Here is a 22,508-nt window from a genome sequence, read left to right as displayed (position 1 = left end):
GTGTTCGGTGGGCGTCCGCACCCCCGGGGGGATGAAAGGATGGTGCCCATGAGCACGAGCGACGAGACGACCACCGGATACGACGCCCCGGTGGGCTCAGACCAGGCCACGCGGGACATCGCGGAGGTCGCCGCGGTCGAGGTCATCACGACCGCCGCCGTCCACCTGATGAGCGCCGCGGCGGTCAAGTGCGGACTGGCCGAGGGCGAGGACGCCGAGGACCTCAAGGACCTCGACGAGGCGCGCAAGCTGATCACGGCGCTGGCCGCGCTGGTCGTCGCGAGCGCCCCCGACATCGGCAACCAGCACGCCCGCTCGCTGCGCGACGGCCTGCGCAGCCTGCAGCTCGCGTTCCGCGAGGCATCGGTGATCCCCGACGCCCCGGGCGAGGGCCCGGGCGAGAAGTACACGGGCTCCGTCGTCTGATGACCGAGGCTCCCGTCGTGGTGGCGCCCGGTCCGGACCGGGCGCCGAGGCCCCGCCGGGCCTCTCGCGTCCTCGCGCTCGTGCTGGTGGCGACGATCGCCGTCGGCGCGTACCTGTGGCTGACCACCGTCCGCTGGCAGCGCACCGCCACGGAGTGGGAGGCGAAGGCGCAGGAGTACGCCGACGAGGTCGGTTCGCTGCGGATGCAGCTCGACGGCGCGAACTCGGAGCTGCAGGCCGCCCGCGACCAGCTCTCCACGGCGACGTCGCGCATCACGGACCTCGCGAACGAGAAGGCGCAGCTGGGTGACGAGAACGTCGCCTCCCAGCAGTACCTCGACTACCAGACGCAGGTCAGCGGGGCCGCGGCCACGGTGGCCTCGGCCCTGGGGCAGTGCGTGTCGGGCCAGGAGCAGCTGGTCGGCTACCTCAAGGAGGCCGACCAGTACGAACCCGCTGACCTGGTCCGGTACGAGAAGGAGGTCAACGCGCTGTGCGCCGACGCCGAGGACGCCAACCAGGCCCTGCAGCAGGAGCTGCGCCGGTGAGGCAGACGGCTCGTCGGCGCGCCGGCGGTGTCGCGCTGACGCTCGCCCTGACGGGCGCGCTGGGCGGCTGCGGCGTGCTGCCGCCGCTGCCGGACCCCGTGCCGAGCGACATCGTGCCGACCTCTCCGGCGGACCTGTCCCCCGCCGCGGGCGGCGACGCCCTGAGCCCCGACGGGTTCGACGCCGTGGAGCGCATGGCGGTCCGCATCCGCAACGTGGGCTGCGAGGAGCTGTCGACGGGTTCGGGCTTCGCGATCGACGAGCACACGCTGATCACCAACAAGCACGTGGTCGCGGACTCGAAGGACCTCGAGGTCAGCACCTACGACGGGCACGACATCACCGTGGGTGCCACCTCGACGGCCGGCCTCGCGGACCTCGCCGTGGTCCGCACGACCGACCCGCTGCCGTCGCACCCGGAGCTGGCGAAGGCCGACCCCGAGCCGGGCGACCACGTGACCGTGGTGGGCTACCCGGCGGGCGGCGAGCTCACCGTCACGGAGGGCGAGGTGAAGGGCTCGACGCGGGACCCGCTGAACGCCAACCTCGGCGAGGTGCTGCTCACGGACGCTCCCGTCGAGCCCGGGTCGTCCGGGTCGGCGGCGCTGGACGACAAGGGCCGCGTGATCGGCGTGGTCTACGCCAAGACCGGGGACGACAACAGCCTGCTCGTGCCGCTCTCCACGCTCCAGGAGATGCTGGACGACGACACGGCGTTCACCCCGGCGTCGGGGTGCTGAGCGGGTTCGCTCAGCGCGCCGCGCCGATCCGGAGCTCCAGCGAGTCCACCCGCGACGAGATGACCTCGGACGCCGCCAGGCGCGCGTTGACCTGACCCAGCACCGTGTCGAGCCCGGCGCGGTCCAGGCCCGGGTCCAGGGCGAGCACGACCGCCACCTCGGCCTTGCGGCCGGGCTCGGCGTGCGCCCGCACCACGTGCTGCACCGGTGCCGCGGCGACCGCCACCTCGGAGGCGACCTCCGGGTCCACGGCCAGCCCGTCCTCGTGCGGGACGACCGCGGGCTGCCAGGGCTTGCCCTGCGCCAGCGCCCACACCGCCGGACGCGGGACCAGCGCCGTCGCGGGACCGGCCGGGTCCACGACGATCAGCGCCCAGTTCTCGCTCACCGCCGACAGGGCGGCGCGGGTGGCCTCGACCGGGACCGGGCGCGCGTCGGGCCGCCAGGCCTGCATGGTGGCGACGGAGGTGAACACCGGCAGCGCCCGGCGGCCGTCGGGGGCCTCCAGGGCGACGACCCCGGACGACGCCTCCTTGTCGACGGCCAGCCCGTCCGGGTTCTGCTCGACGACGCCGGCCTCGGCCAGCACCGGCACGAGCACGCGGGTCTCGGCCAGGCGCGCGACGACCTCGCGCAGCGGGACCGCGCCGGTCGAGTGGCCCGCGAGCAGCCGGGTCAGCTCGGCGTCGGCCGACCCGTCGTCGCCTGCGAACTGGCTGGAGGGCTGGATCGACTTCACTCGGCGGCCTCGTCCGGCGCCGCGTCGCCCGGGCGTCCCGCGACGTCGAGTGCCTCGGGGAGCGTGAAGGCGCCGGCGTACAGGGCCTTGCCGACCACGGCGCCCTCGATGGTGCCCAGGGCGCGCAGCGCGCGCAGGTCGTCGAGCGACGAGATGCCACCCGAGGCGACGACGTGCGCGGGGGTGCGCGCGGCGACGTCGGACAGGAGGTCGACGTTGGGGCCGCGCAGCGTGCCGTCCTTGGTCACGTCGGTGACCACGTAGCGGGCGCAGCCGGCCTCGTCGAGGCGGCCGAGCACCTCCCAGAGATCGCCGCCCTCCTTGGTCCAGCCGCGGGCGGCGAGCGTGGTGCCGCGCACATCGAGGCCCACGGCGACGCGGTCGCCGTGCTCGGCGATGACCTTGGCCGTCCAGGCCGGGTCCTCCAGGGCGGCGGTGCCGAGGTTGACGCGGCGCGCGCCCGTGGCCAGGGCGCGCTCCAGCGACTCGTCGTCACGGATGCCGCCCGACAGCTCGACCTGCACGTCCAGCTCGCCGACGACGCGCGCGAGCAGCTCCGCGTTGGAGCCGCGCCCGAAGGCGGCGTCGAGGTCCACGAGGTGCACCCACTCGGCGCCGCCGGACTGCCAGTCCAGGGCGGCGGTCAGCGGGTCGCCGTACGAGGTCTCCGAGCCGGCCTCCCCCTGGACGAGGCGGACGGCCTGGCCGTCGGCGACGTCCACGGCGGGCAGGAGCACGAGTCGGTCGGTCATGTCTCTCCAAGTTCTGTCTGTCGAAGCGTTGAGTGCTGGGTATTTGTGGGCTGAGCGGCGTCTGCGCAACAAATACCCAGCACTCAACGAGTGGGGCTAGGCGAGGGTACGGAGCCAGTTCTCCAGGAGCTGGGCGCCGGCGTCACCGGACTTCTCGGGGTGGAACTGCGTCGCCGCCAGGGGGCCGTCCTCGACCGCCGCGACGAACCGGCCGCCGTGGTCGGCCCAGGTGACCTTCGGGGGCGTGAACCGGCCCACCGCGTTCTCGTCGTACCCCTTGGTGAAGGTCTGGGCGGCGTAGGAGTGCACGAAGTAGAAGCGCTCGTCGGCGATCCCGGCGAAGAGGGCCGAGCCCTCTGGCACCTCGACCGGCGACCAGCCCATGTGGGGCACCACGTCGGCGTGCAGCCGCTCGACGACGCCGGGCCACTCGCCGATGCCGTCGGCGCGCTCGCCGTGCTCGACGCCGGCGTCGAACATGACCTGCATGCCCACGCAGATGCCGAGCACGGGGCGGTTGCCGGCCAGGCGGCGACCGACGACCTCGTGGCCGCGCACGGCCGTGAGCCCGGCCATGCACGCCGCGAAGGCGCCGACGCCTGGCACGACCAGGCCGTCGGCGTCCTGCGCGAGGGCCCGGTCGGCGGTCAGCGTCACGTCGGCGCCCACGCGCTCCAGCGCGCGGACGGCCGACCGGACGTTGCCGAAGCCGTAGTCGAGGACGACGACGCGGGCGCCCACGCTCAGATCCCGCCCTTGCTGTCCGGGCCGGTCTCGCCCTTGCCCATGGACTTGCGGGCCTTGCGCGCGGCGGAGGTCAGCATCCGCACCGCCTTGAACTTGCTGATCGAGTCCGACCCGACCACGCCGTCGACCTCGGCCAGGGCCGTGGCGCCGGTCAGCAGGTCGACGACGCTCTCGGGCGCGCCGCCCAGCACGAGGCCGGGGGCGAGCTCGTCGCCGCGCACGCCGTCACTGAACCGGACGGCCGTCATCTGCTCGCCCGTGCGGGTGACCAGGACGAGCGGCACGCCCCGCACGAGCTGGGAGATCGCGGCGGCGGCCCGCTCGGGCGCGTCGCCGGAGCGGTCGCGCAGCACGCCGACGGCGCCGACCGAGGTCGGCACGGCGTCGAGGTCGAGCTGGGCCAGGGAGCTGGCGGCGGCCAGGGGCTCGGCGCCCGCGATCTGGGTGATCAGCGCGGCGAAGTCGGGCTCCCCGGAGCCGGTCAGGGACGACAGGTCGTCCGGGATCTCGAGGTCCCCGAGATCGAAGTCGGGCAGGTCGTCGCCGGCAGGCGTGCTGTCGGACCCGTTGTCGGGCCTGGGGCTGTCGGACATGGCTGCTAGAGCGCACCCTTCGTGGACGGGATGCCGTCGACCCGCGGGTCGACGGCCACGGCGGCGCGCAGCGCACGCGCCAGCGCCTTGAACTGAGCTTCGACGATGTGGTGGGGGTCGCGGCCGGACAGGACGCGCACGTGCAGGCAGATGCCCGCGTGGTGCGCGACGGACTCCAGCACGTGCCGCGTCAGCGACCCGGTGAAGTGGCCGCCGATCAGGTGGTACTCCTGGCCCGCGGGCTCGCCCTCGTGCACCAGGTACGGGCGGCCGGAGACGTCCACGACCGCCTGGGCAAGCGCCTCGTCGAGCGGCACGAGCGCGTCGCCGAACCGGGAGATGCCGGCCTTGTCGCCGAGGGCGATGCGCAGCGCCTCGCCGATGCTGATCGCGACGTCCTCCACCGTGTGGTGGGCGTCGATGTGCGTGTCACCGGTCGCCTGCACGGTGAGGTCGATCAGCGAGTGCTTGCCGAGCGCCGTGAGCATGTGGTCGTAGAACGGCACGCTCGTGCTGATGTCGGTGCGCCCGGTGCCGTCGAGGTCGAGCTCGACCAGCACCTTGGACTCGGACGTGGCACGCTCCACGCGGGCTGTCCTGCTCATGCCTGTTCCTCTCCCTGCTCCTGCAAGACCTCGGTGAGCGCCGCGCGGAACGCGGCCATCTCGGACGACGTGCCGATCGACACCCGCAGCCAGCCGTCGGGGCCGGTCTCGCGGATCAGGACCCCGCGGTCGAGCAGGCCCTGCCAGACGGCGTGCCGGTCGCCGAACGTGCCGAACAGCACGAAGTTGGCGTCCGTATCGGCGACGTCGAACGGTAGCCCGTCCGGGAGCCGCTGCTCGCGCAGCCACGCGACGGTCGCGTCGCGCTCGGCCCGCAGCGCCGCGACCTGGGCCATCAGCGACTCGCGGTGGCGCAGCGCGGCACCTGCCGCGGCCTGCGTGACGGCGCTCAGGTGGTACGGCAGCCGCACGATCCGCAGCGCGTCCACGAACTTCGTCGACCCGACCAGGTACCCGAGCCGCATGCCGGCCGCGGCGAACGCCTTGGACATGGTGCGCGAGACGGCCAGGTTCGGGTACCGCTCCAGCAGCGCGACGGCCGACGGCGTGCCGGGCCGCCGGAACTCCGCGTATGCCTCGTCCACGACGACGACCGGGCGTGCCCCGTCGAGGTCGACCGTGAGAGCGGCCTCGCAGACCGCCTCGATGGTGGCCGCTGGCAGCGCCGTGCCGGTCGGGTTGTTGGGGCTGGCCAGCAGGATCACCGACGGGCGCACCTGACGGATCAGCTCGACGGCGTGCGCCGGGTCCAGCGTGAAGTCGTCCTCGCGCCGGCCGACGACCCACTCCGTGTGCGTGTCCCGCGCGTACTCCGGGTACATCGAGTACGTGGGGGCGAACGAGAGCGCGGTGCGGCCGGGGCCGCCGAACGCCTGCAGCACGTGCAGCATGACCTCGTTGGACCCGTTCGCCGCCCAGACGTCGAACTGCGCCAGATGGACGCCGGTCTCCATCTCCAGGTAGTCGGCGAGGTCACGGCGCAGGACGGTGGCGTCGCGGTCCGGGTAGCGGTTCATGCCGCGGGCGGCACGCGCCACCTCCTCCGCGATGGTCGCGACCACGTCCTCACCGGGCGGGTACGGGTTCTCGTTGACGTTCAGCAGCACCGGCACGTCGAGCTGCGGCGCGCCGTACGGCTCCTCGTCCGCCAGCTCGGGGCGCAGCGGCAGGCGCACCGAGGACGCCGAGGCGCTGCCCCTCACGCTCTGCTCGTCGACGGCGTTGGTCATCACCGCACCAGTCTACGAACCGCGGGACACGGACCGGACACCAGTCCGCCCACCGGGCGGGTGGCCCTGGTCACCCGCCCGGCGCTGCCCGTCACCGCACGCCCAGCACGAACGGGTACACCGCCGCCGCGCCGGCCTCGCGCAGCAGCCGGGACGCCACCGTCAGCGTCCAGCCGGAGTCCGTGTAGTCGTCCACCAGGAGCACCGACCGGCCCGGCAGCCCGCGGAGCGCGCCGTCGCCGAGCTGGAGCTGCAGACGCCGGACCACGCCCGCCAGCCGCATCGCGGAGTTCACGTCGTGCCGGCCGGGCTCCTCCTGCCCGGCGACCGGTCCGACCGCGCCGATCATCGGCACGCCCAGGTACTTCGCCAGCCCGGTGGCCAGGTGGAACGACAGCTGCGGCCGGCGGACGGAGCGGATCGCGACTACCGCCTCCACCACGAGCGGACCCGCCTGGGGGCCGCCCTCCGTCCCGTCCTCGGAATCCTCGGCGCTCTCCACCGGCGGCCGCAGCGCCGGCCACTCGTCCAGCACGCGTGCGGCGGCCCGGCGCAGCGGCACGGGCAGCTCGCCGTCCTGCGCGTTCGGGGCGAGCAGGTCGCGCAGCGGGCCGGACCAGCCGAGGCCGTCGAGGCGGGCGACGGCCCGGCCCGGCTCGGCCAGCTCGGCGGGCGGGATCTTGCCCTTGAGGTCCAGGCCGATCGAGGCCAGGCCCGTGGGCCACATCTTGCGCGGCTCGACCTCCATGCCCGGGCGGTCCATCTCGGCGCGCGCGGCGGCGACCGCCTCGGCGTCGGGCGCCTCGGGCAGGGCCATGTGACCGCACCGGTCGCAGCGGCCGCACTCCCAGCCCGGCGTCAGCTCCGGGTCGTCGAGCTGGGCGCGCAGGTACGCCATGCGGCAGCCCGGGGTGTTCACGTAGTCGACCATCGCCTGCTGCTCGGCGGCCCGGGTCGCGGCGACGCGGCCGTACCGCTCGGCGTCGTACGACCACGGCCGGCCGGTCGCCTCCCAGCCGCCCTTGACCCGCCGGACTGCGCCGTCGACGTCGAGCACCTTGAGCATGGTCTCCAGGCGGCTGCGACGCAGGTCGACCTGTGTCTCCAGCACGGCCGTGGACATGGTGCCGCCGCCGCTCAGGGCGTCGAGCGTGGCCCGCACCTGCCCCTCGGCGGGGAACGCCTGCTCGCCGAACCAGTCCCAGATGGCCTTGTCCTCGGTGCCGGGCAGCAACACCACCAGCGCCTGGTCCACGCCTCGGCCGGCTCGGCCGACCTGCTGGTAGTACGCGATGGGCGACGAGGGCGCGCCCAGGTGCACCACGAACGCCAGGTCCGGCTTGTCGAAGCCCATGCCCAGCGCGGACGTCGCGACCAGCGCCTTCACGTCGTCGTTCTTGAGGTCCGCCTCGAGCTGCTCGCGCTGCGCCGGCTCGGTGCGGCCCGTGTAGGCGGCCACCGCGAGGCCGTATCCGCGCAGCTGCTCGGCCACCTGCTCCGCCGCCGAGACGGTGAGGCAGTAGACGATGCCGGAACCCTCGATGTCCTGGAGCGCCTCGGCCAGCCACGCCACGCGGGTGGGCTGGTCGCCGAGCTCCAGCACGGCCAGGTGCAGCGACTCGCGGTCGAGCCCGCCGCGCAGCACGAGCACGTCCTCCCCCGCCGCCTGGTCTCCGTGCACGGCGAGCTGCTCGGCCACGTCCTGCGTCACGCGCTCGTTGGCCGTTGCGGTCGTGGCCAGCACGGGGATGCCCGCCGGCAGGTCGGCCAGGAGCGTGCGGATCCGTCGGTAGTCGGGCCGGAAGTCGTGGCCCCAGTCCGAGATGCAGTGCGCCTCGTCGATGACCACGAGACCGGCGTCGGCCGCCAGGCGCGGCAGCACCTCGTCGCGGAAGCCCGGGTTGTTCAGGCGCTCCGGCGAGCACAGCAGCACGTCGACCTCGCCGCGCGCGATCGCCTCGTGCACCTCGTCCCACTCGGTCATGTTGGCCGAGTTGATGGTCACCGCCCGGATACCCGCGCGTGAGGCCGCCGCGATCTGGTCGCGCATGAGCGCCAGCAGCGGCGAGACGATCACCGTGGGACCCGCGCCGCGGGCCCGCAGCAGCCTGGTGGCCACGAAGTACACGGCCGACTTGCCCCAGCCGGTGCGCTGCACCACGAGCGCCCGCCGGTGGAACGCCGCGAGCGCCTCGATCGCCGTCCACTGGTCGTCGCGCAGCCGCGCGTCGTCGCGGCCCACCAGCTCGCGCAGCGCGGCCTCGGCCTCCTCGCGCAGCGAGGCGCCGGGCGCAGCGGGGATCGGGCGGGCGGTCTCCTCGGCCTCGACCGCCCCGGTCTCCTCCGGCGCCTCGACCCCTTCGACGTCCTGCTCCACCGGCTCGGCCGGCGGCCACCGACGGACCGGCGCCGCGGCCGCCACGCCGCCGTCGGGCAGCAGGCCACGCAGCATCTGCAGCTTGGCTGCCTGCGCCTCGGGCGTGTTGCGCGCGGACGGCGGCAGCCCCGGGTCACCGACGTCGGTCAGGTGGGCGTCGTCGGGCGGCTCCTCCATGGCGAAGGGGAGGTCTGCGAAGGGGTCCTTGGTCACGTCATCGATCCTAGGAGCAGCCACCGACACCGCGAGCCGGTTATCCACAGCCGGGTGCGCTTGGCACACTATTCGTGAGCGATCCCCTGCGTCTCCGCACGTGCCGTCGCGACGTCGTCGGGCACGTCCGCCGACGCCGCCAGCGACGCGAGCAGGGCGAGCCGCTCCCCGCTCGGCGAGTCCGGCGCGGCGTGCAGCAGCACGACCATCTGCCGGTCGGTCCCGGCGATCGACAGCTTCTCCATGTCGAGCTCCAGCTCACCGACCTGCGGGTGCAGCATGCGCGTGACGTGCGGCCGCCCCAGGTTCACGTCGTGCCGCGCCCAGAGGGTACGGAACCGCTCCGAGGCGAGCGAGAGCTCCCCGACGAGCCGTTCGGCGCGCTCGTCCGTGTCCGTGCCGACCGCCTCGCGGAACCGGGCGACGATCTTGGGTGCCACGTCGGGCCAGTCCGGGTGCATCGCCTGCTCGGCGGGGTCCAGGAACAGGTCGCGGAGCCGGTTGCGGCCCACCCGGAGGGTGGGCGACAGGGCCTCCGCGAGCCGGTTCACCGCCAGCACGTCGAAGTACCGGCCCTCGATGTAGCCCGGGATGCCCACCCGCTCCAGGAGCCGCAGCGTCCCGGCGGGCGCCACCTCCCGCCGGGGCCGCCGGGACCGCCGGCGCGGGGCCGGGGCGGCCAGGTCGAGCAGGTGCCGGGTGGCGGCCTCGTCCAGGAGCAGGACGCGGGCGAGCGACTCCAGGACCTGGACGGACGGGTTCCGGTCCCGGCCCTGCTCCAGCCGCAGGTAGTAGTCGGCGCTGATACCCGCGAGCAGCGCGACCTCCTCGCGCCGCAGGCCCGCCACCCGGCGCACGCCGCCCTCCGGCAGCCCGACATCGGCGGGGCGCACCAGCTCGCGGCGCGCCCGGAGGTACTCGCTGAGCTGGGTCTCCCGGGTCATGCCCACCACGGTAGGCCGGGCGGCTCGCGCGTGCCTGGTCCCCGTACTCCCAGGATCGTCCGGGCACTGCCTGTCCGCGCCGGGCCGGCGGACGGTGGAGCCATGACCACACAGACCCTCCCCGGCGGCACCTTCACGCTCGCCGAAGACCTGACCGTCAACCGCGTCGGCTACGGCGCCATGCAGCTCGCCGGCCCCGGCGTCCTCGGGCCGCCCGCCGACCGCGCCGCGGCCGTCGCCGTCCTGCGCGAGGCCGTCGCGCTCGGCGTCAACCACATCGACACCGCCGACTTCTACGGCCCGTATGTCACCAACGAGATCATCCGCGAGGCCCTGCACCCCTACCCCGCGGACCTGCACGTCGTCACCAAGGTGGGCGCGGTGCGCGACGCCGAGGGGAACTGGGTGCTGGACCGCGAGCCCGGCCGGCTACGGCGCCAGGTGGAGCAGAACCTGGAGCACCTCGGCCTGGACCGGCTCGACGTCGTCAACCTGCGGATGGGCGGGGTCGGCGCCCCGGAGCCAGGGTCGCTGGCGCCGCAGTTCGCCGCCCTGGCCGAGCTGCGGGACGAGGGCCTGATCAAGCACCTGGGGGTCAGCACCGTCACCGCGGAGCAGGTCGCCGAAGCGCAGTCGATCGCGCCGGTCGTCTGCGTGCAGAACATGTACAACGTCGCCAACCGCGGCGACGACGAGCTGATCGACTCGTTGGCGGCGCAGGGCATCGCCTACGTGCCGTACTTCCCGCTGGGTGGCTTCTCGCCGCTGCAGTCCGCGGAGCTGGACGCCGTGGCCGCCCGGCTGGGCAGTACCCCGGCCGCCGTCGCGCAGGCGTGGCTGCTGCGACGGTCGCCCAACATCCTGCTGATCCCGGGGACGTCGTCCGTGGCCCACCTGCGCGAGAACGTCGCCGTGGCCGACCTCGTCCTGCCCGACGACGAGGTCGCGGTGCTGGACTCGATCGGCGGCTGAGGCCTGGAGCACGCGCGACGGCGCCGGGCGGACCCGAGGTCCGCCCGGCGCCGTCGCGCCCGAGCCGCAGCCCTACCGGCCCTGCAGCGCCTTGACGTTGTCGCCGAAGGTCCAGCCGCGCGACCCGTCCCAGTTGATCGACCAGGTCATGAGGCCCTTGAGCGCCCCGTTGTACGAGCCGTACGCCTGCGAGACCAGCGACGGCGCCATGTAGCCGCCGCCCGCGCCCTGCTGGGCGGGCAGGCCCGGCACCTGCTTCTCGTACGGCACGCGGATCGTGGTGCCCTGGATGACGAGGCCGTCGTCCAAGCAGTCCGTCTGTGCCTGGAAGCCGGCCACCGTCCCGGCCGCGTACGAGTTGCCGGAGCAGTCGTACATCGAGCCGTTGTAGTACTGCATGTTGAGCCACCACAGGCGGCCGTTGTCGGCGTACTTCTTGATGATCGGCAGGTAGGAGCCCCAGATCGAGCCGTAGGTGACGCTGCCGCCGGTCACGTAGGCGGTCTCGGGCGCCATCGTCAGGCCGAACCCGGCCGGCATCCCGGCGAGCACGCCGTCGATGATCCGGATCAGGTTGGCCTGCGACGTCGAGAGCTGGCTGATGTTGCCGCTGCCCGTCAGGCCCGTCTCGATGTCGATGTCGATGCCGTCGAAGTTGTAGTCGCGCAGGATCGGCACGATGGTCTCGACGAACCGGTCCGCGACCGCCTGCGAGGACAGGTCGATCCCGGCCGTCGCGCCGCCGATCGACATCAGGATGGTCAGGCCCGCCTCCTTGGCGGCGCACATCTCCTCGGGGCTGGGCACCTGGACGCCGGAGTCCATGCCGTCCTCCCACAGCACCGTCCCGTCGGAGCGGATCACGGGGAACGCGAGGGTCGCCACGTTGTAGCCGTGCTGGGTGATCCGCGAGTCCGTGATCGGGATCCAGCCCATGCCGGGGTGCACGCCGTTGCTCGCGCCGTCCCAGTTCTCCCAGTAGCCCTGCAGCACCTTGCCCGACGGGCGCGGCCGCTGGCTGCAGTCCGCCGGTGTGGGCTCGGGGTCCGGGGTCGGGTCCGTGGGGTGGGGCGTCGGGTCGGTCGGGTCGGGGTCCGGCTGCGTGGCGCACGCGCCGTCGTCGGTCCAGAGGGTGGGCGTGACGTCGGGGCTCCAGCCCGCGCCGACGTGCGCGGTGTGCGCCACCAGCGCGGTGTAGGCCCGGCCCCGGTGGGTCACGTGGGCGCCGGCGGCGTACGTGCTGCCCTCCGTCCAGGCGGACGCCGTGCAGTCGGCCGCGGCGGCCTGCGCCACCGGCCCGGTCTGCGCCGCGACGACCGGTATGGCCAGTCCGGTGACGAGCAGGGCGGTGACACCCGCCGCCAGGAACGATGTACGCCGTCTCATGGCACTCCCTAGGGCCGTGGTATTTGTCAGGAACGCTAGCCAAATACCGGACCCCCGGGGAATACGGGGAACCCACAACCCGACCACACGGCGGGGCCGGGCGCTCGCCCGCCCCGACCTAGACTCACGGCGTGATCCGACTCAACCCCGAGCAGCTCGTCTTCGTCACCGAGCGCCACCTCGCGACCCTCACCACCCTGCGCCCCGACGGCACACCGCACGTCGTCCCGGTCGCCTTCACCTGGGACGCCGACGCCGGGGTCGCGCGCATCACCACCAACCGCTCGTCCTTCAAGGCCCGGCACGCCGTCCCGGGACCCGACGGCGGCGAACCGCGCGCCGCGCTGTGCCAGGTGGCCGGCGGCCGCTGGATCACGCTGGAGGGCACGATCGCCGTCAGCGAGGACGCCGACGAGATCGCCGACGCCGTGGCACGGTACGCGCGCCGCTACCGCCAGCTGGGGCCGAACCCGGACCGGATCGTGCTGCGCGTGACCGTGGACAAGGTGATGGCGTCGACGTACATGGCGTCCTGAGCTAGCCGACCTTCGCTGATTCCTCGCCGGCAGGCATCAGCACGCTGACGCGGTCGCCGCGCACGAGCTGGCGGCCGCGGCGGGTCTCGACCTCGCCGTTGACCCGCACCTCGCCGTCGGCGATCAGGTCACGGGCCTGCGCGCCGTCCTCGGCGAGGTCGGCGAGCTTCAGGAACTGGCCGAGACGGATGACCTCGTCGCGGATCGGGACCTCGGGGACGTTCGACTCAGAGTTGGACACCACAGCATTGTCTCCCGTCCGCCGCCATAGACTGGCCGGGTGATCCAACGTATCGACCTGCGCGGCCGGTCCCTGGGCCGCCGCGCCCTCCTCGACGTCCTACCCCGTGCCGAGGTCGGAGTGGACGAGGCCGTCCATGTGGTCGAGCCGCTCCTGCGCCAGGTCCGCGAGGGCGGCGCCGCCGCCCTGCGCGAGATCGCGCTGCGGCTCGACGGGATCGCACCGGAGCACCTGCGGGTTCCCGCGAGCGCCCTGACCGACGCGCTGGACAGCCTGACGCCGTTGGTCCGGTCCGGTCTGGAGGAGGCGATCCGCCGCGTGCGCCGGGTGCACGCCGAGCAGCTCCCGCCGAACCACGTCACGGAGCTCGCTCCGGGCGCCGTCGTCCGCCAGCGCTGGATCCCGGTCCAGCGGGTGGGCCTGTACGCGCCGGGCGGGCTGGCGGTCTACCCGTCGTCCGTGGTGATGAACGTGGTCGCGGCGCAGGAGGCGGGCGTGCCCGGCCTCGTGGTGGCGTCCCCGCCGCAGAAGGACAACGGCGGCCTGCCGCACCCGACCATCCTGGCTGCGTGCGCCCTGCTGGGCGTCGACGAGGTCTACGCCGTGGGCGGCGCGCAGGCCGTGGCGATGTTCGCGTACGGCGCCGCGGGCAGCGCGGAGCAGGACGGCGAGACGCTGTGCGAGCCGGTCGACGTCATCACCGGCCCCGGCAACGTGTACGTCGCGGCGGCCAAGCGCCTGGTGCGCGGCATCGTCGGGATCGACGCCGAGGCCGGGCCCACCGAGATCGCCGTGCTCGCCGACGGCACCGCGGATGCCGGGCACGTGGCCCTCGACCTGATCAGCCAGGCCGAGCACGACCCGATGGCGGCCTCGGTGCTGGTCACCGACTCGGTCGAGCTCGCCTCCGCGGTCGAGGCCCGGGTGGTGGACCTCGCGTCGGCCACCAAGCACTCCACCCGCGTGGCGCGTGCCCTGGACGGCCCGCAGTCCGCGATCGTCCTGGTGGACGACGTCGACGCGGGGCTGGCCGTCGTGAACGCGTACGGCGCGGAGCACCTGGAGATCCAGACGGCCGACGCCGCCCGGGTGGCCGCGCGCGTGCACAGCGCGGGCGCGATCTTCGTGGGCCCGTGGTCGCCGGTGTCGCTGGGTGACTACATGGCGGGCTCCAACCACGTGCTGCCGACCGGGGGCACCGCGCACTTCGCGAGCGGCCTGGGCGTGCACAGCTTCCTGAAGTCGGTGCAGCAGATCGAGTACACGCGCGACGCGCTCGAGGAGCTCGCCGACCGCATCGTCGCCGTCGCCAACGACGAGGACCTGCCCGCGCACGGCGAGGCGGTCCGGGGCCGGTTCCACTAGCGGCACGGGCGGCGCCTCCGCCGTCGGCCCTTCTCTTTCGAGGTCTAGGTTTCTTCGCTTTGGTCCGTCCCAAAGGGAAGAAACTTAGACCTCGAAGGAGAGGACGCGCTCAGGCCAAAGGCGAGATCACGCTGACGGCCGCGGCGCGCGCAGGTGCGCCCGCTCCGCGAGCTCCGACTCGGAGACGAGCTCCAGCATCGGCTTGCCCGGCGCGCACATCATCGTCACCACGAACTCCGTGCGCGCGTCGTCCAGCGCGTTGCCGTCCTGGTAGTGGATGGCGTCGCCGCCCGGCTCCCAGAACGTCCCGCCGGCCTCGACGACCCGCTCCGGCTCGCCCTCCAGCTCGAACCGGACCGCGCCCTGGATGACGTACCCGAAGGCCGGCCCGGAGTGGCGGTGCGGCGGGGTGCCGGGGTCGCCCGGTTCCCACTCGACGTGGATCGTCATCGCCGAGGCGCCCTCAGGCACCGTGATCGGCGAGGCGTCCTGCAGCATCGTGGCCGCCGTCATCCAGCTCGCCACCGGTCCGGCGTGCTCGGCCGCCGGGTGCACGTGCTCGGCGTGGTCCTGTGTGTCGGTCATGTGCCGCACCCTTCGTCGTCGTTTCCTTGCTACGACGTCTTGACCGGGCGGCCTCCGGATCTGTGACCTGACCTGTGTCCTGATCTTGGACTGGGTGAATCCTGTACAGAAGCATTGACATCGCACCGCGCGGTAAGCGAGGAATGTCGCACAACTGCACGTGCTCGTTCCATCGCTGCCGTACCGAGGGAGCCGTAATGTCAAACCGGTCCAGAACGCCCCTGCTCGCCGTGGCCGCGGTCACGGCACTAGCGGCGGCGTTCACACCCGCGGCCGCTGCCGTGACCCCAGCCGCCCCGCCGTCCGCGGACAAGGTGGACCCCCGCGACCGCCTCGCCGAGAACCTCGTGCCGGCAGAGACCACTCCGCAGGCCGGCGTCGAGCGGGACGCCGGGATCCAGAAGCTCGCGCTCGGCCGCGGCAAGGCGGAGCGCACCTACCTGATCCGCCTCACCGACGCCGCCGTGCCCACCTACACCGGCGGTGTCGAGGGTCTGGCGGCCACGGCACCCCGCGCGGGCCGGACGCTCGACCCGTCGACCACCCGCGTGCGCGAGTACACGGAGTTCCTCGAGGCGGAGCAGGACGACTTCGTCACCCGCATGGAGCGGAAGGTCGGCCACGACGTCGACGTGCCCTTCACCTACCAGTACGCGGCCAACGGCCTGTCCGCCGTGCTGACCCCGGCGGAGGCGCGGGAGATCGCGCAGGACCCCGCCGTCGCGCACATCGCGCTCGACAAGGAGCACGAGCTGCACACGGACGCCGGTCCGGCATGGAGCAACGCCGACGCGCTGTGGAACGCCGTCGAGGAGCTCGACCTCCCGGAGAACTACAAGGGCGAGGGTGTCGTGATCGGCACCATCGACACCGGCATCCACCCCTCCAGCCCCTCGTTCGCCGAGACCGGTGACGACGGCTACACGCACACCAACCCGCTCGGCGCGGGCAACTACCTGGGCGTCTGCGACCCGGCGAACACCGACCAGTACGACCCGGACTTCCCGTGCAACGGCAAGCTCATCGGCGCCTACGGGTTCCTGAGCGCCGCCGACCGCAGCGCCCTGGACGAGGACGGGCACGGCTCGCACACGGCCTCCACCTCGGGCGGCAACGTGGTCGACGACGTGACGCCGACGGCGCCGGAGGGCACGAACCCGCCGACGTTCGACGTGTCCGGCGTCGCCCCGCACGCGAACGTGATCAGCTACCGCGGCTGCTGCACCACCGCAGGCCTGACGGCGTCGATCGACCAGGCCATCGCGGACGGCGTCGACGTCATCAACTACTCGATCGGCTCCTCGTCGCCGTCGGACCTGTGGAACGACTTCGACGCGCTCGGCTTCCTCAACGCGCGCGCCGCGGGCATCTTCGTCGCCACGTCCAACGGCAACGACGGCCCCGGGTTCGCGACGACGGGCTCCCCCGCCGACGCCCCGTGGCTGACGTCGGTGGGTGCCTCCACGCACAACCGGCACATGCTCAACGCCCTGGAGAACCTCACCAGCAGCGCGGGCCCGCTGCCGGACCTCACCGGCAAGTCCCTGACCGGGCCGCTGCCCGCGACCGGGATCATCGACGCGGGCTCCGTGGGCGACCCGCAGTGCACCACGACCACGGGCCACGAGGCGGACTACGCCGACAAGATCGTGGTCTGTGCGCGCGGCGGCAACGGCCGCGTGGAGAAGTCGGCCAACGTCGCGGCGCAGGGCGCCACCGGCTTCGTGCTGACGAACGACGAGGTCAACGGCGGCTCGCTGCTCGGTGACGCATTCGCCGTGCCGGGTGTCGCAATCAGCTACGCCGACGGCGAGACCCTGCGGGACTGGCTCGCGGAGGGCTCGGACCACACCGGCACGATCGCCGGCACCACGTTCATCACGGACGACGCGCTGGGCGACACCATGTCCAGCTTCTCCTCGCGCGGCCCCAACCGGGCCGTCGACACGATCGTCCCGTCCATCACCGCCCCCGGCGTCGACATCCTCGCCGCGTACGGCGTGGCCGACGGCGCGTACGACCACGTCGAGTACGGCATCATCTCGGGCACCTCGATGTCGAGCCCGCACGTGGCCGGCGCGGGCGCCCTGCTCACGCAGGCCCGCCCCGACTGGACCCCGGCGCAGCAGCAGTCCGCGCTCATGACGACGGCGCGCACCAGCGTCAAGGACTTCGACGGCTCGCCCGCCACCCCGTACGAGCAGGGCAGCGGCCACATGGACATCGGGGCCGCCGTGCAGGCTGCCCTGCTGTTCGACGAGACCGGCGCCAACTACCTGGCCGCCGACCCGGAGCAGGGCGGCGACCCGAGCACGCTGAACCTGCCGTCCTTCGCCGACACCCAGTGCCTCGCGAGCTGCTCCTGGGAGCGGACGGCGGTCGCGCCGCCGTCGGCCCCCGCGGACGTCACGTGGACGGCGTCCGCCGTCTCCGACGACGGACTGTCACTCTCCGTCGACCTGTCGACGGACACCGTGTCCCCCGGTGACTCGCTCGGCATCTCCGTCACGGCGGACGTCGACGGCGCCCCCGACGGCGAGACGCTGTTCGGCCGCGTCACGCTCACCCCGAGCAACGAGGACGTCCCCGCGGTGACCCTGCCGGTCGCCGTCGTCCCGTCCGGCGCGATCCTGCCGAACGAGATCGACGTGACCACGCGCCGGGACACCGGCTCGCAGGCCGTGACCGGGCTGAAGTCCATCGCGGTCAGCGACTTCACCGGCTCGGTGCAGGGTCTCGTCGAGGCCGACCTCCACGAGGGTTCGCTCAGCCAGGACCCGACCAGGGACGATGCGTTCGACGACCTGAGCCAGGTCGAGGTCACCACACTGGAGGTGCCGGACGGCGCCACGCGGCTCGTGGCCGAGATCACCGCCGCCGAGGCGCCAGACCTCGACATGTTCGTGGGCACCGGGGACACGCCGAGCCCGGCGACCCAGGTGTGCGCCTCCACGACGTCGTCCGCCGCGGAGTACTGCGACGTGCCCGACCCGGAGGCCGGAACCTGGTGGGTGCTGGTCCAGAACTGGCAGGGCACCGACGACCAGCCCGACGCCCACACGCTGGCGACCGCCGTGGTCCCGGGCGAGGACCTCGGCAACGCCGGGGTGGCCGGGCCCGACGGCGAGGTGCCGGTGGGCGAGCCGTACGACGTGCGGCTGCACTGGAACCTGCCCACGGCCGCCGAGGGTGACCTGTTCTTCGGCACCGCGGTGCTCGGCAGCTCGCCGGACAGCCCGGGCGACATCGGTGAGATCCCGGTCCGCCTGTCCCGCATCGCCGACGACGTGACCAAGACGGCCTCGGTCGAGGAGGCCGGCCTCGGCGACACCATCGGGTACGACATCACGGTCCAGCCGAACGCGACGCCGGAGGACCTCACCTACACGGTCACCGACACGGTGCCGGACGGGCTGAGCATCGACGAGGCGTCGGTGACCGGTGACGGCGTCGTCGACGGGCAGACGATCACGTGGGAGGTCGACCTGCCCACGCTGGTGGGTGCGACGGGCTCCTACGAGGCGTCGACGCCGGCCGACGACCCGCAGTGTGCGGCGTGGGCCGGGTTCCAGGACCTGGCCACCGTCAACAACGGTGCCGGCATCCCGTTCAGCGAACTCGACGGCGACACCGTCGCCGTGAACACGTTCGCGAACATCGGCCCGTTCTCGCACTACGACCAGCAGTCGCCGGGTCTGGTTGTCTCCGACGACGGCCTGATCACGATCACCGGTGGATACGCCGGACGTCCGTGGGAGCCGCAGGAGCTGCCCAGCGCGACGGCGCCGAGCGGGGTCATCGCGCCGCTCTGGTCGGACCTGTCGCTGTCACTGGCGAACGACCGCGGTGTCCGGCTCGCGGCCACACCCGACGGCCAGGCCGCGGTGGTCCAGTGGGACGACCCGTTCCCGTACGGCGCCGACCCGACCGACCTGTCCAACTCCGTGGGCACGTTCCAGGCCTGGATCTACAAGTCCGTGGCGGACGACCGGCCCGAGATCACCTTCGAGTACGGCGAGGTGGGCGAGCTGCCAGACCTGGCCACGATCGGGATCGAGAACCTCGCGGGCACGCTCGGCACCGCCGTCGTGAACGCGGGCGACCCGTCGTCCGCCCTGACCGATGGCGGGTCGATCTGCCTCGACTACGTGGCGCCCGACGTCGACCCGGTCACCCTGTCGTACGACGTCACGGTGGCCCCGGACGCGGTGACGGGCACGTACACCAACTCCGCAGAGCACGTCACCGACAACCCGTTCGACGAGCCGGCCGTGGCCTCGGTCGACGTCGACGTGACGGGCGTGCCGGACATCCCGGCCTGGGACCGCAAGGCGATCTACACTGCCGGTGACGAGGTCCTCTACGACGGCTCCGTGTGGGTCGCGCAGTGGTGGACCCGAGGCCAGAAGCCGGGCGCCTCTCCGTACGGCCCGTGGGCCGAGGTCGGTGCCGACGTCGTCTGCGGCGACGAGACGTACCAGGCCTGGACCGACTCGTGGATCTACACGGGCGGCGAAACCGTCGAGCACGAGGGCAAGCTCTGGCGGGCCAAGTACTGGACCCGCAACCAGGAGCCGGGCACCTCGCCGTGGGGCCCCTGGGAGAAGGTGGGCACCTGCTGACCTGACGGCGTAGACCAGCGGGCCTGCCGGTCCTGCCTCCGCACCCGCGGGCAGGACCGGCAGGCCCGTCGTCGTAGGACCTGCATGTCGTTCCCGTCCCACGGTCAGCCCGTGGAGCTCACGAGCCCGTTCTGGTAGGCCCAGATCACCACCTGCACCCGGTCACGCAGACCGAGCTTGGTCAGCACCCTGCCCACGTGTGTCTTGACCGTCGCCTCCGCCAGGAAGACCTGGGCACCGATCTCCGTGTTGCTCAGGCCCTGCGCCACGAGCCGCACGATCTGGAGCTCGCGCTCCGTGAGCAGGGCCGCTGCGGTGGCCTGCTTTCCCGGATCAGGGACCGCTGGGAGCATGAGCTCGACGAGACGGCTGGTCGTCGACGGCGACAGGACCGAGTCGCCCCGGTGCACCACGCGGATCGCGGCGGCGAGCTCCTCGACCGAGGAGTCCTTGAGCAGGAACCCGGACGCCCCGGCCCGGAGCGCGGCGAAGACGTACTCGTCGGCATCGAACGTGGTGAGCACCAGGACCCGGGTGCGGGGATGACGGCCGAGGATCTGGCGAGTGGCGTCGATGCCGTCGAGCTGGGGCATGCGGATGTCCATCAGCACGACATCGGGTACGTGGAGCATCGCCTGGTGCACTGCCTCGACGCCGGTCGTGGCTTCGCCGACCACTGTCATGTCTGGCTGAGCGCCGATGCTCGCCACGGCGCCCGCACGCACGAGATCCTGGTCGTCGACCACGAGCACCCGGATCATGCCCTCTCCTCCGCCCGTGCGGGTACCGTCGCGGACACGACGAACCGCTCGCCGCCCGCGCTCTCCGGGTCCGTCGTGACCAGGGCCCCTCCAACAGCCATCAGCCGTTCCCGCATACCGGTCAGCCCCATGCCGACGTCGGACCCGGCCGGGCGCCCGGTCCGGAGCCGATCGTTCGCGACCGTCACCGTGAGGTGGTCGGCACCCCACCGCAGGGCAAGGTCCACGGCCGCTCCGGGATGCGCGTGCTTCGTCACGTTGGTGAACGCCTCCTGGACGAATCTGTAGACAGCAAGCTGCGCCGTCACCGAGACGACGGACGGCGCGCCGTCCGTCGTCTCGGTGACGGCGCAGCCGAGCGAACGTGCTCGGTCGACGAGCTCCGGGAGGTCGGCCAGACCGGGCTGGGGCCGGGCCTCCGCGTCCCCTTCCCTGAGCAACCGCAGGATGCCGCGGATCTCGTGGAGGGATGCGCGCGCGGTCTCCTCGATCGTCGCGAGCGCGGGTGCGGTCCGGGACTCGTCGAACCGCGCCACCCTGGCCTGGCCGATGATGGCCGACAGGGAGTGGGCAAGGACGTCGTGCATATCGCGCGAGATGCGGCCACGCTCCTGGGCGGCGGCGAACTCCTCGCTCCGCATCCGGTCGCGACGCTCGGCCTCGGCGCGTTCCTCGGCGAGCCTGGTCGCCACGACCTGCGCACCACGCAGCCGACCCATCGTCCACGAGCAGATCAGCACCGCCGCGAACAGGAGGAAGAGCAGCCACGACGCCGGCCCGAACCCTGAGCCGACGACGTCCGGATCGACCGCATGCCGCCCGGCCGCGATCCCAGAGCCCACAAGGCCCAGGACGAGGAGCCACCACCGTGCGGAATACGCGGCGGCGGCGTACAGAGCCATCGGGAGCACCAGCGTGGACGGCAGCAGGTAGAACAGGCCTGTCACCGCGACCTCGCCCCCGACGACCACGCCGACCAGGAGCGCCGAGGCCAGCGGCCGGGAGCGCCGCCAGGCGAGGGCGACGTGTGCGATGAGGGCGAGCACCGACACGGCCCACGCCTGCGGCGCGGGGAGCGAGGCGATCACCACCAGCACCGTGAGCGGGTAGAGCACGAGCGTGGCCGCGCCGGCGATGAGGACGTCCGCCCTCGTCGGCCCCGTGCTCACAACACTGCCCCCCCGCGCCCGTCACTGAGCTGCCGGTCCATGAGCCGGAGCGTCGCGGCCAGCACGACCACCCCGAGCATGAGCCAGGTGCCGTAGACGCACAACACCATCAGGCTCGCACCGCCCGAGGTGAAGCGTACTTCGGCCCCCGCGACGCCCGTCAGCTGCGCGAGCATCCCGAAGACCATGAGAAAGCCCATGCTGAGCAGAACCATCGAGGCACCCCAGCCCGCGACGACGAGCACCCGGCCGAGGACACGGGGCGTGCGCGACGAGAGCATCAGCAGCACGAGGACGAGGGCCGTGCCGAAGGCGAGCAGCTCCATCGCGGGGAACGGGTGTTCCGGCCCGGCCGCCGGGCTCGCGGCGTCCTGGGCCCACCACACGAGCTTCAGCAGCGGGTACGGGACCACCAGGGCGACCGCCGCACCGGTCAGCGCCCTGCGGCCCCAGGTGCTCGGTGCCGGACGGACCGCCCGTGGCGCGTCGGCGCCGAGCCGCCACGTGTGGTGGACGGTGATGAGAGCGGCGGCCAGGCTCACGGCGCGGGCAGTGGCCCCGGGCCAGTCGACGCGGGCGAAGTCCCCCGCCGGTATGCCGGTCGCCCAGAAGAACGCCCGGAACGCGTCGAGGACGACCCCGCCCGACCCGCCCAGAAAGAAGATGGCAGCCGCCCACCCGAGGGTCGTTCCCGCGCGGCCTCGCGGAACGAGGAGCGCGGCAAGCAGGAGCCCGACAGCGATGATGGTGACCCACGGCGGCGGGAAGATCCGGGCGTACTCCTCGGCCGGTCCGACGAGGAGAGCGATCGTGGACATAACGGCGGCGAGTACCGCCGTGCCGATCTCGATACCGGTCCCGGGCCGGCCCGTTGCGCGGCTGGTCGTGTGCGGGGAAGAGCTGGGCGTCGTTGTCATGTCGGCAGCGTCGCGCGCGGCCGCTGGTGACCACATCCGACGCAGGTCGCGCGGCGACGCGACCTGGGTCGCGCCGCCTG

21 protein-coding genes are annotated in these 22,508 nt (G+C 73.1%); 7 read left to right on the top strand and 14 right to left on the bottom strand.

Annotated elements, in window-relative coordinates; translation table 11 throughout:
- Positions 1–48 precede the first annotated feature (48 nt).
- The 3 genes from ACH47X_RS03390 to ACH47X_RS03380 are packed head-to-tail and all read left to right on the top strand — an operon-like array spanning position 49 to position 1,714.
- On the top strand, positions 49–426 hold the full coding sequence (locus tag ACH47X_RS03390) for a DUF1844 domain-containing protein (RefSeq protein ID WP_397401369.1): 378 nt from the start codon (positions 49–51) through the stop codon (positions 424–426).
- Complete coding sequence (locus ACH47X_RS03385; RefSeq protein WP_397401367.1) at positions 426–974, top strand: hypothetical protein; 549 nt, start codon at positions 426–428, stop codon at positions 972–974. The genes ACH47X_RS03390 and ACH47X_RS03385 overlap by 1 nt, the downstream gene beginning before the upstream one ends.
- A complete protein-coding gene (locus ACH47X_RS03380) occupies positions 971–1,714 on the top strand; it encodes a S1C family serine protease (RefSeq protein ID WP_397401365.1) in 744 nt (247 codons plus the stop codon). The genes ACH47X_RS03385 and ACH47X_RS03380 overlap by 4 nt, the downstream gene beginning before the upstream one ends.
- A 10-nt stretch (positions 1,715–1,724) precedes the next feature.
- On the opposite strand, the gene ACH47X_RS03375 is transcribed toward ACH47X_RS03380, so the two are convergent.
- The 8 genes from ACH47X_RS03375 to ACH47X_RS03340 form a co-directional block, all read right to left on the bottom strand.
- Positions 1,725–2,453 (bottom strand): SseB family protein, encoded by a 729-nt coding sequence (locus ACH47X_RS03375; protein ID WP_397401363.1) that lies wholly within the window; start codon positions 2,451–2,453, stop codon positions 1,725–1,727.
- Positions 2,450–3,205, bottom strand: a complete 756-nt coding sequence (gene priA, locus ACH47X_RS03370; RefSeq protein ID WP_397401361.1) for a bifunctional 1-(5-phosphoribosyl)-5-((5-phosphoribosylamino)methylideneamino)imidazole-4-carboxamide isomerase/phosphoribosylanthranilate isomerase PriA — start codon at positions 3,203–3,205, stop codon at positions 2,450–2,452. The genes ACH47X_RS03375 and priA overlap by 4 nt, the downstream gene beginning before the upstream one ends.
- 96 nt (positions 3,206–3,301) lie before the next feature.
- Positions 3,302–3,946, bottom strand: a complete 645-nt coding sequence (gene hisH / locus ACH47X_RS03365; protein WP_397401359.1) for an imidazole glycerol phosphate synthase subunit HisH — start codon at positions 3,944–3,946, stop codon at positions 3,302–3,304.
- 2 nt (positions 3,947–3,948) lie between these two features.
- Positions 3,949–4,545 carry a hypothetical protein gene (locus ACH47X_RS03360; RefSeq protein ID WP_397401357.1) on the bottom strand — a complete coding sequence of 199 codons (597 nt, stop codon included), beginning with the start codon at positions 4,543–4,545 and terminating at the stop codon, positions 3,949–3,951.
- Between the two features lie 5 nt (positions 4,546–4,550).
- Positions 4,551–5,150, bottom strand: coding sequence for an imidazoleglycerol-phosphate dehydratase HisB (gene hisB, locus ACH47X_RS03355; RefSeq protein WP_397401355.1), 600 nt, complete (start codon positions 5,148–5,150; stop codon positions 4,551–4,553).
- Entirely contained in the window at positions 5,147–6,340 is a 1,194-nt protein-coding gene (locus ACH47X_RS03350) for a histidinol-phosphate transaminase (protein WP_397401512.1), read from the bottom strand. The genes hisB and ACH47X_RS03350 overlap by 4 nt, the downstream gene beginning before the upstream one ends.
- Positions 6,341–6,431: 91 nt before the next feature.
- Positions 6,432–8,930 carry a RecQ family ATP-dependent DNA helicase gene (locus ACH47X_RS03345; RefSeq protein WP_397401353.1) on the bottom strand — a complete coding sequence of 833 codons (2,499 nt, stop codon included), beginning with the start codon at positions 8,928–8,930 and terminating at the stop codon, positions 6,432–6,434.
- A 68-nt stretch (positions 8,931–8,998) separates the two neighbouring features.
- Entirely contained in the window at positions 8,999–9,874 is an 876-nt protein-coding gene (locus ACH47X_RS03340) for a helix-turn-helix domain-containing protein (RefSeq protein WP_397401351.1), read from the bottom strand.
- 102 nt (positions 9,875–9,976) lie between these two features.
- On the opposite strand from ACH47X_RS03340, the gene ACH47X_RS03335 reads away from it, so the two are divergent.
- The gene (locus ACH47X_RS03335; protein ID WP_397401349.1) at positions 9,977–10,846 is read left to right on the top strand and encodes an oxidoreductase; all 870 of its coding nucleotides are present in this window, start codon (positions 9,977–9,979) and stop codon (positions 10,844–10,846) included.
- Between the two features lie 72 nt (positions 10,847–10,918).
- On the opposite strand, the gene ACH47X_RS03330 is transcribed toward ACH47X_RS03335, so the two are convergent.
- Positions 10,919–12,232 (bottom strand): glycosyl hydrolase family 18 protein, encoded by a 1,314-nt coding sequence (locus tag ACH47X_RS03330; protein WP_397401347.1) that lies wholly within the window; start codon positions 12,230–12,232, stop codon positions 10,919–10,921.
- 131 nt (positions 12,233–12,363) lie between these two features.
- Between ACH47X_RS03330 and ACH47X_RS03325 the strand changes: the two genes are divergently transcribed.
- Positions 12,364–12,768 (top strand): pyridoxamine 5'-phosphate oxidase family protein, encoded by a 405-nt coding sequence (locus ACH47X_RS03325; RefSeq protein ID WP_397401345.1) that lies wholly within the window; start codon positions 12,364–12,366, stop codon positions 12,766–12,768.
- Between the two features lies 1 nt (position 12,769).
- Here the strand turns inward: ACH47X_RS03325 and ACH47X_RS03320 are convergent, their stop codons facing one another.
- Positions 12,770–13,012, bottom strand: a complete 243-nt coding sequence (locus ACH47X_RS03320) for an RNA-binding S4 domain-containing protein (protein ID WP_036963731.1) — start codon at positions 13,010–13,012, stop codon at positions 12,770–12,772.
- Positions 13,013–13,048: 36 nt separating this feature from the next.
- Between ACH47X_RS03320 and hisD the strand changes: the two genes are divergently transcribed.
- Complete coding sequence (hisD, locus tag ACH47X_RS03315) at positions 13,049–14,374, top strand: histidinol dehydrogenase (RefSeq protein WP_397401343.1); 1,326 nt, start codon at positions 13,049–13,051, stop codon at positions 14,372–14,374.
- 126 nt (positions 14,375–14,500) lie between these two features.
- Here hisD and ACH47X_RS03310 read toward each other — a convergent pair whose 3' ends face one another.
- Positions 14,501–14,959, bottom strand: coding sequence for a cupin domain-containing protein (locus tag ACH47X_RS03310; RefSeq protein WP_397401341.1), 459 nt, complete (start codon positions 14,957–14,959; stop codon positions 14,501–14,503).
- Between the two features lie 197 nt (positions 14,960–15,156).
- On the opposite strand from ACH47X_RS03310, the gene ACH47X_RS03305 reads away from it, so the two are divergent.
- The gene (locus ACH47X_RS03305) at positions 15,157–19,581 is read left to right on the top strand and encodes a S8 family serine peptidase (RefSeq protein ID WP_397401339.1); all 4,425 of its coding nucleotides are present in this window, start codon (positions 15,157–15,159) and stop codon (positions 19,579–19,581) included.
- A gap of 104 nt (positions 19,582–19,685) precedes the next feature.
- On the opposite strand, the gene ACH47X_RS03300 is transcribed toward ACH47X_RS03305, so the two are convergent.
- From ACH47X_RS03300 to ACH47X_RS03290, 3 genes are read right to left on the bottom strand one after another with little or no spacing between them, the layout of a single operon-like run.
- Positions 19,686–20,342 (bottom strand): response regulator, encoded by a 657-nt coding sequence (locus ACH47X_RS03300; RefSeq protein WP_397401337.1) that lies wholly within the window; start codon positions 20,340–20,342, stop codon positions 19,686–19,688.
- Complete coding sequence (locus ACH47X_RS03295) at positions 20,339–21,511, bottom strand: sensor histidine kinase (RefSeq protein ID WP_397401335.1); 1,173 nt, start codon at positions 21,509–21,511, stop codon at positions 20,339–20,341. Before ACH47X_RS03295 ends, ACH47X_RS03300 begins: the two co-directional genes overlap by 4 nt.
- Entirely contained in the window at positions 21,508–22,428 is a 921-nt protein-coding gene (locus ACH47X_RS03290; protein ID WP_397401333.1) for a hypothetical protein, read from the bottom strand. Before ACH47X_RS03290 ends, ACH47X_RS03295 begins: the two co-directional genes overlap by 4 nt.
- Between the last annotated feature and the right edge of the window lie 80 nt (positions 22,429–22,508).

It is taken from the genome of Promicromonospora kroppenstedtii (assembly GCF_044389675.1).
Lineage (GTDB): Bacteria > Actinomycetota > Actinomycetes > Actinomycetales > Cellulomonadaceae > Promicromonospora > Promicromonospora kroppenstedtii.
This window is presented reverse-complemented; position numbering and strand designations above follow the sequence as displayed.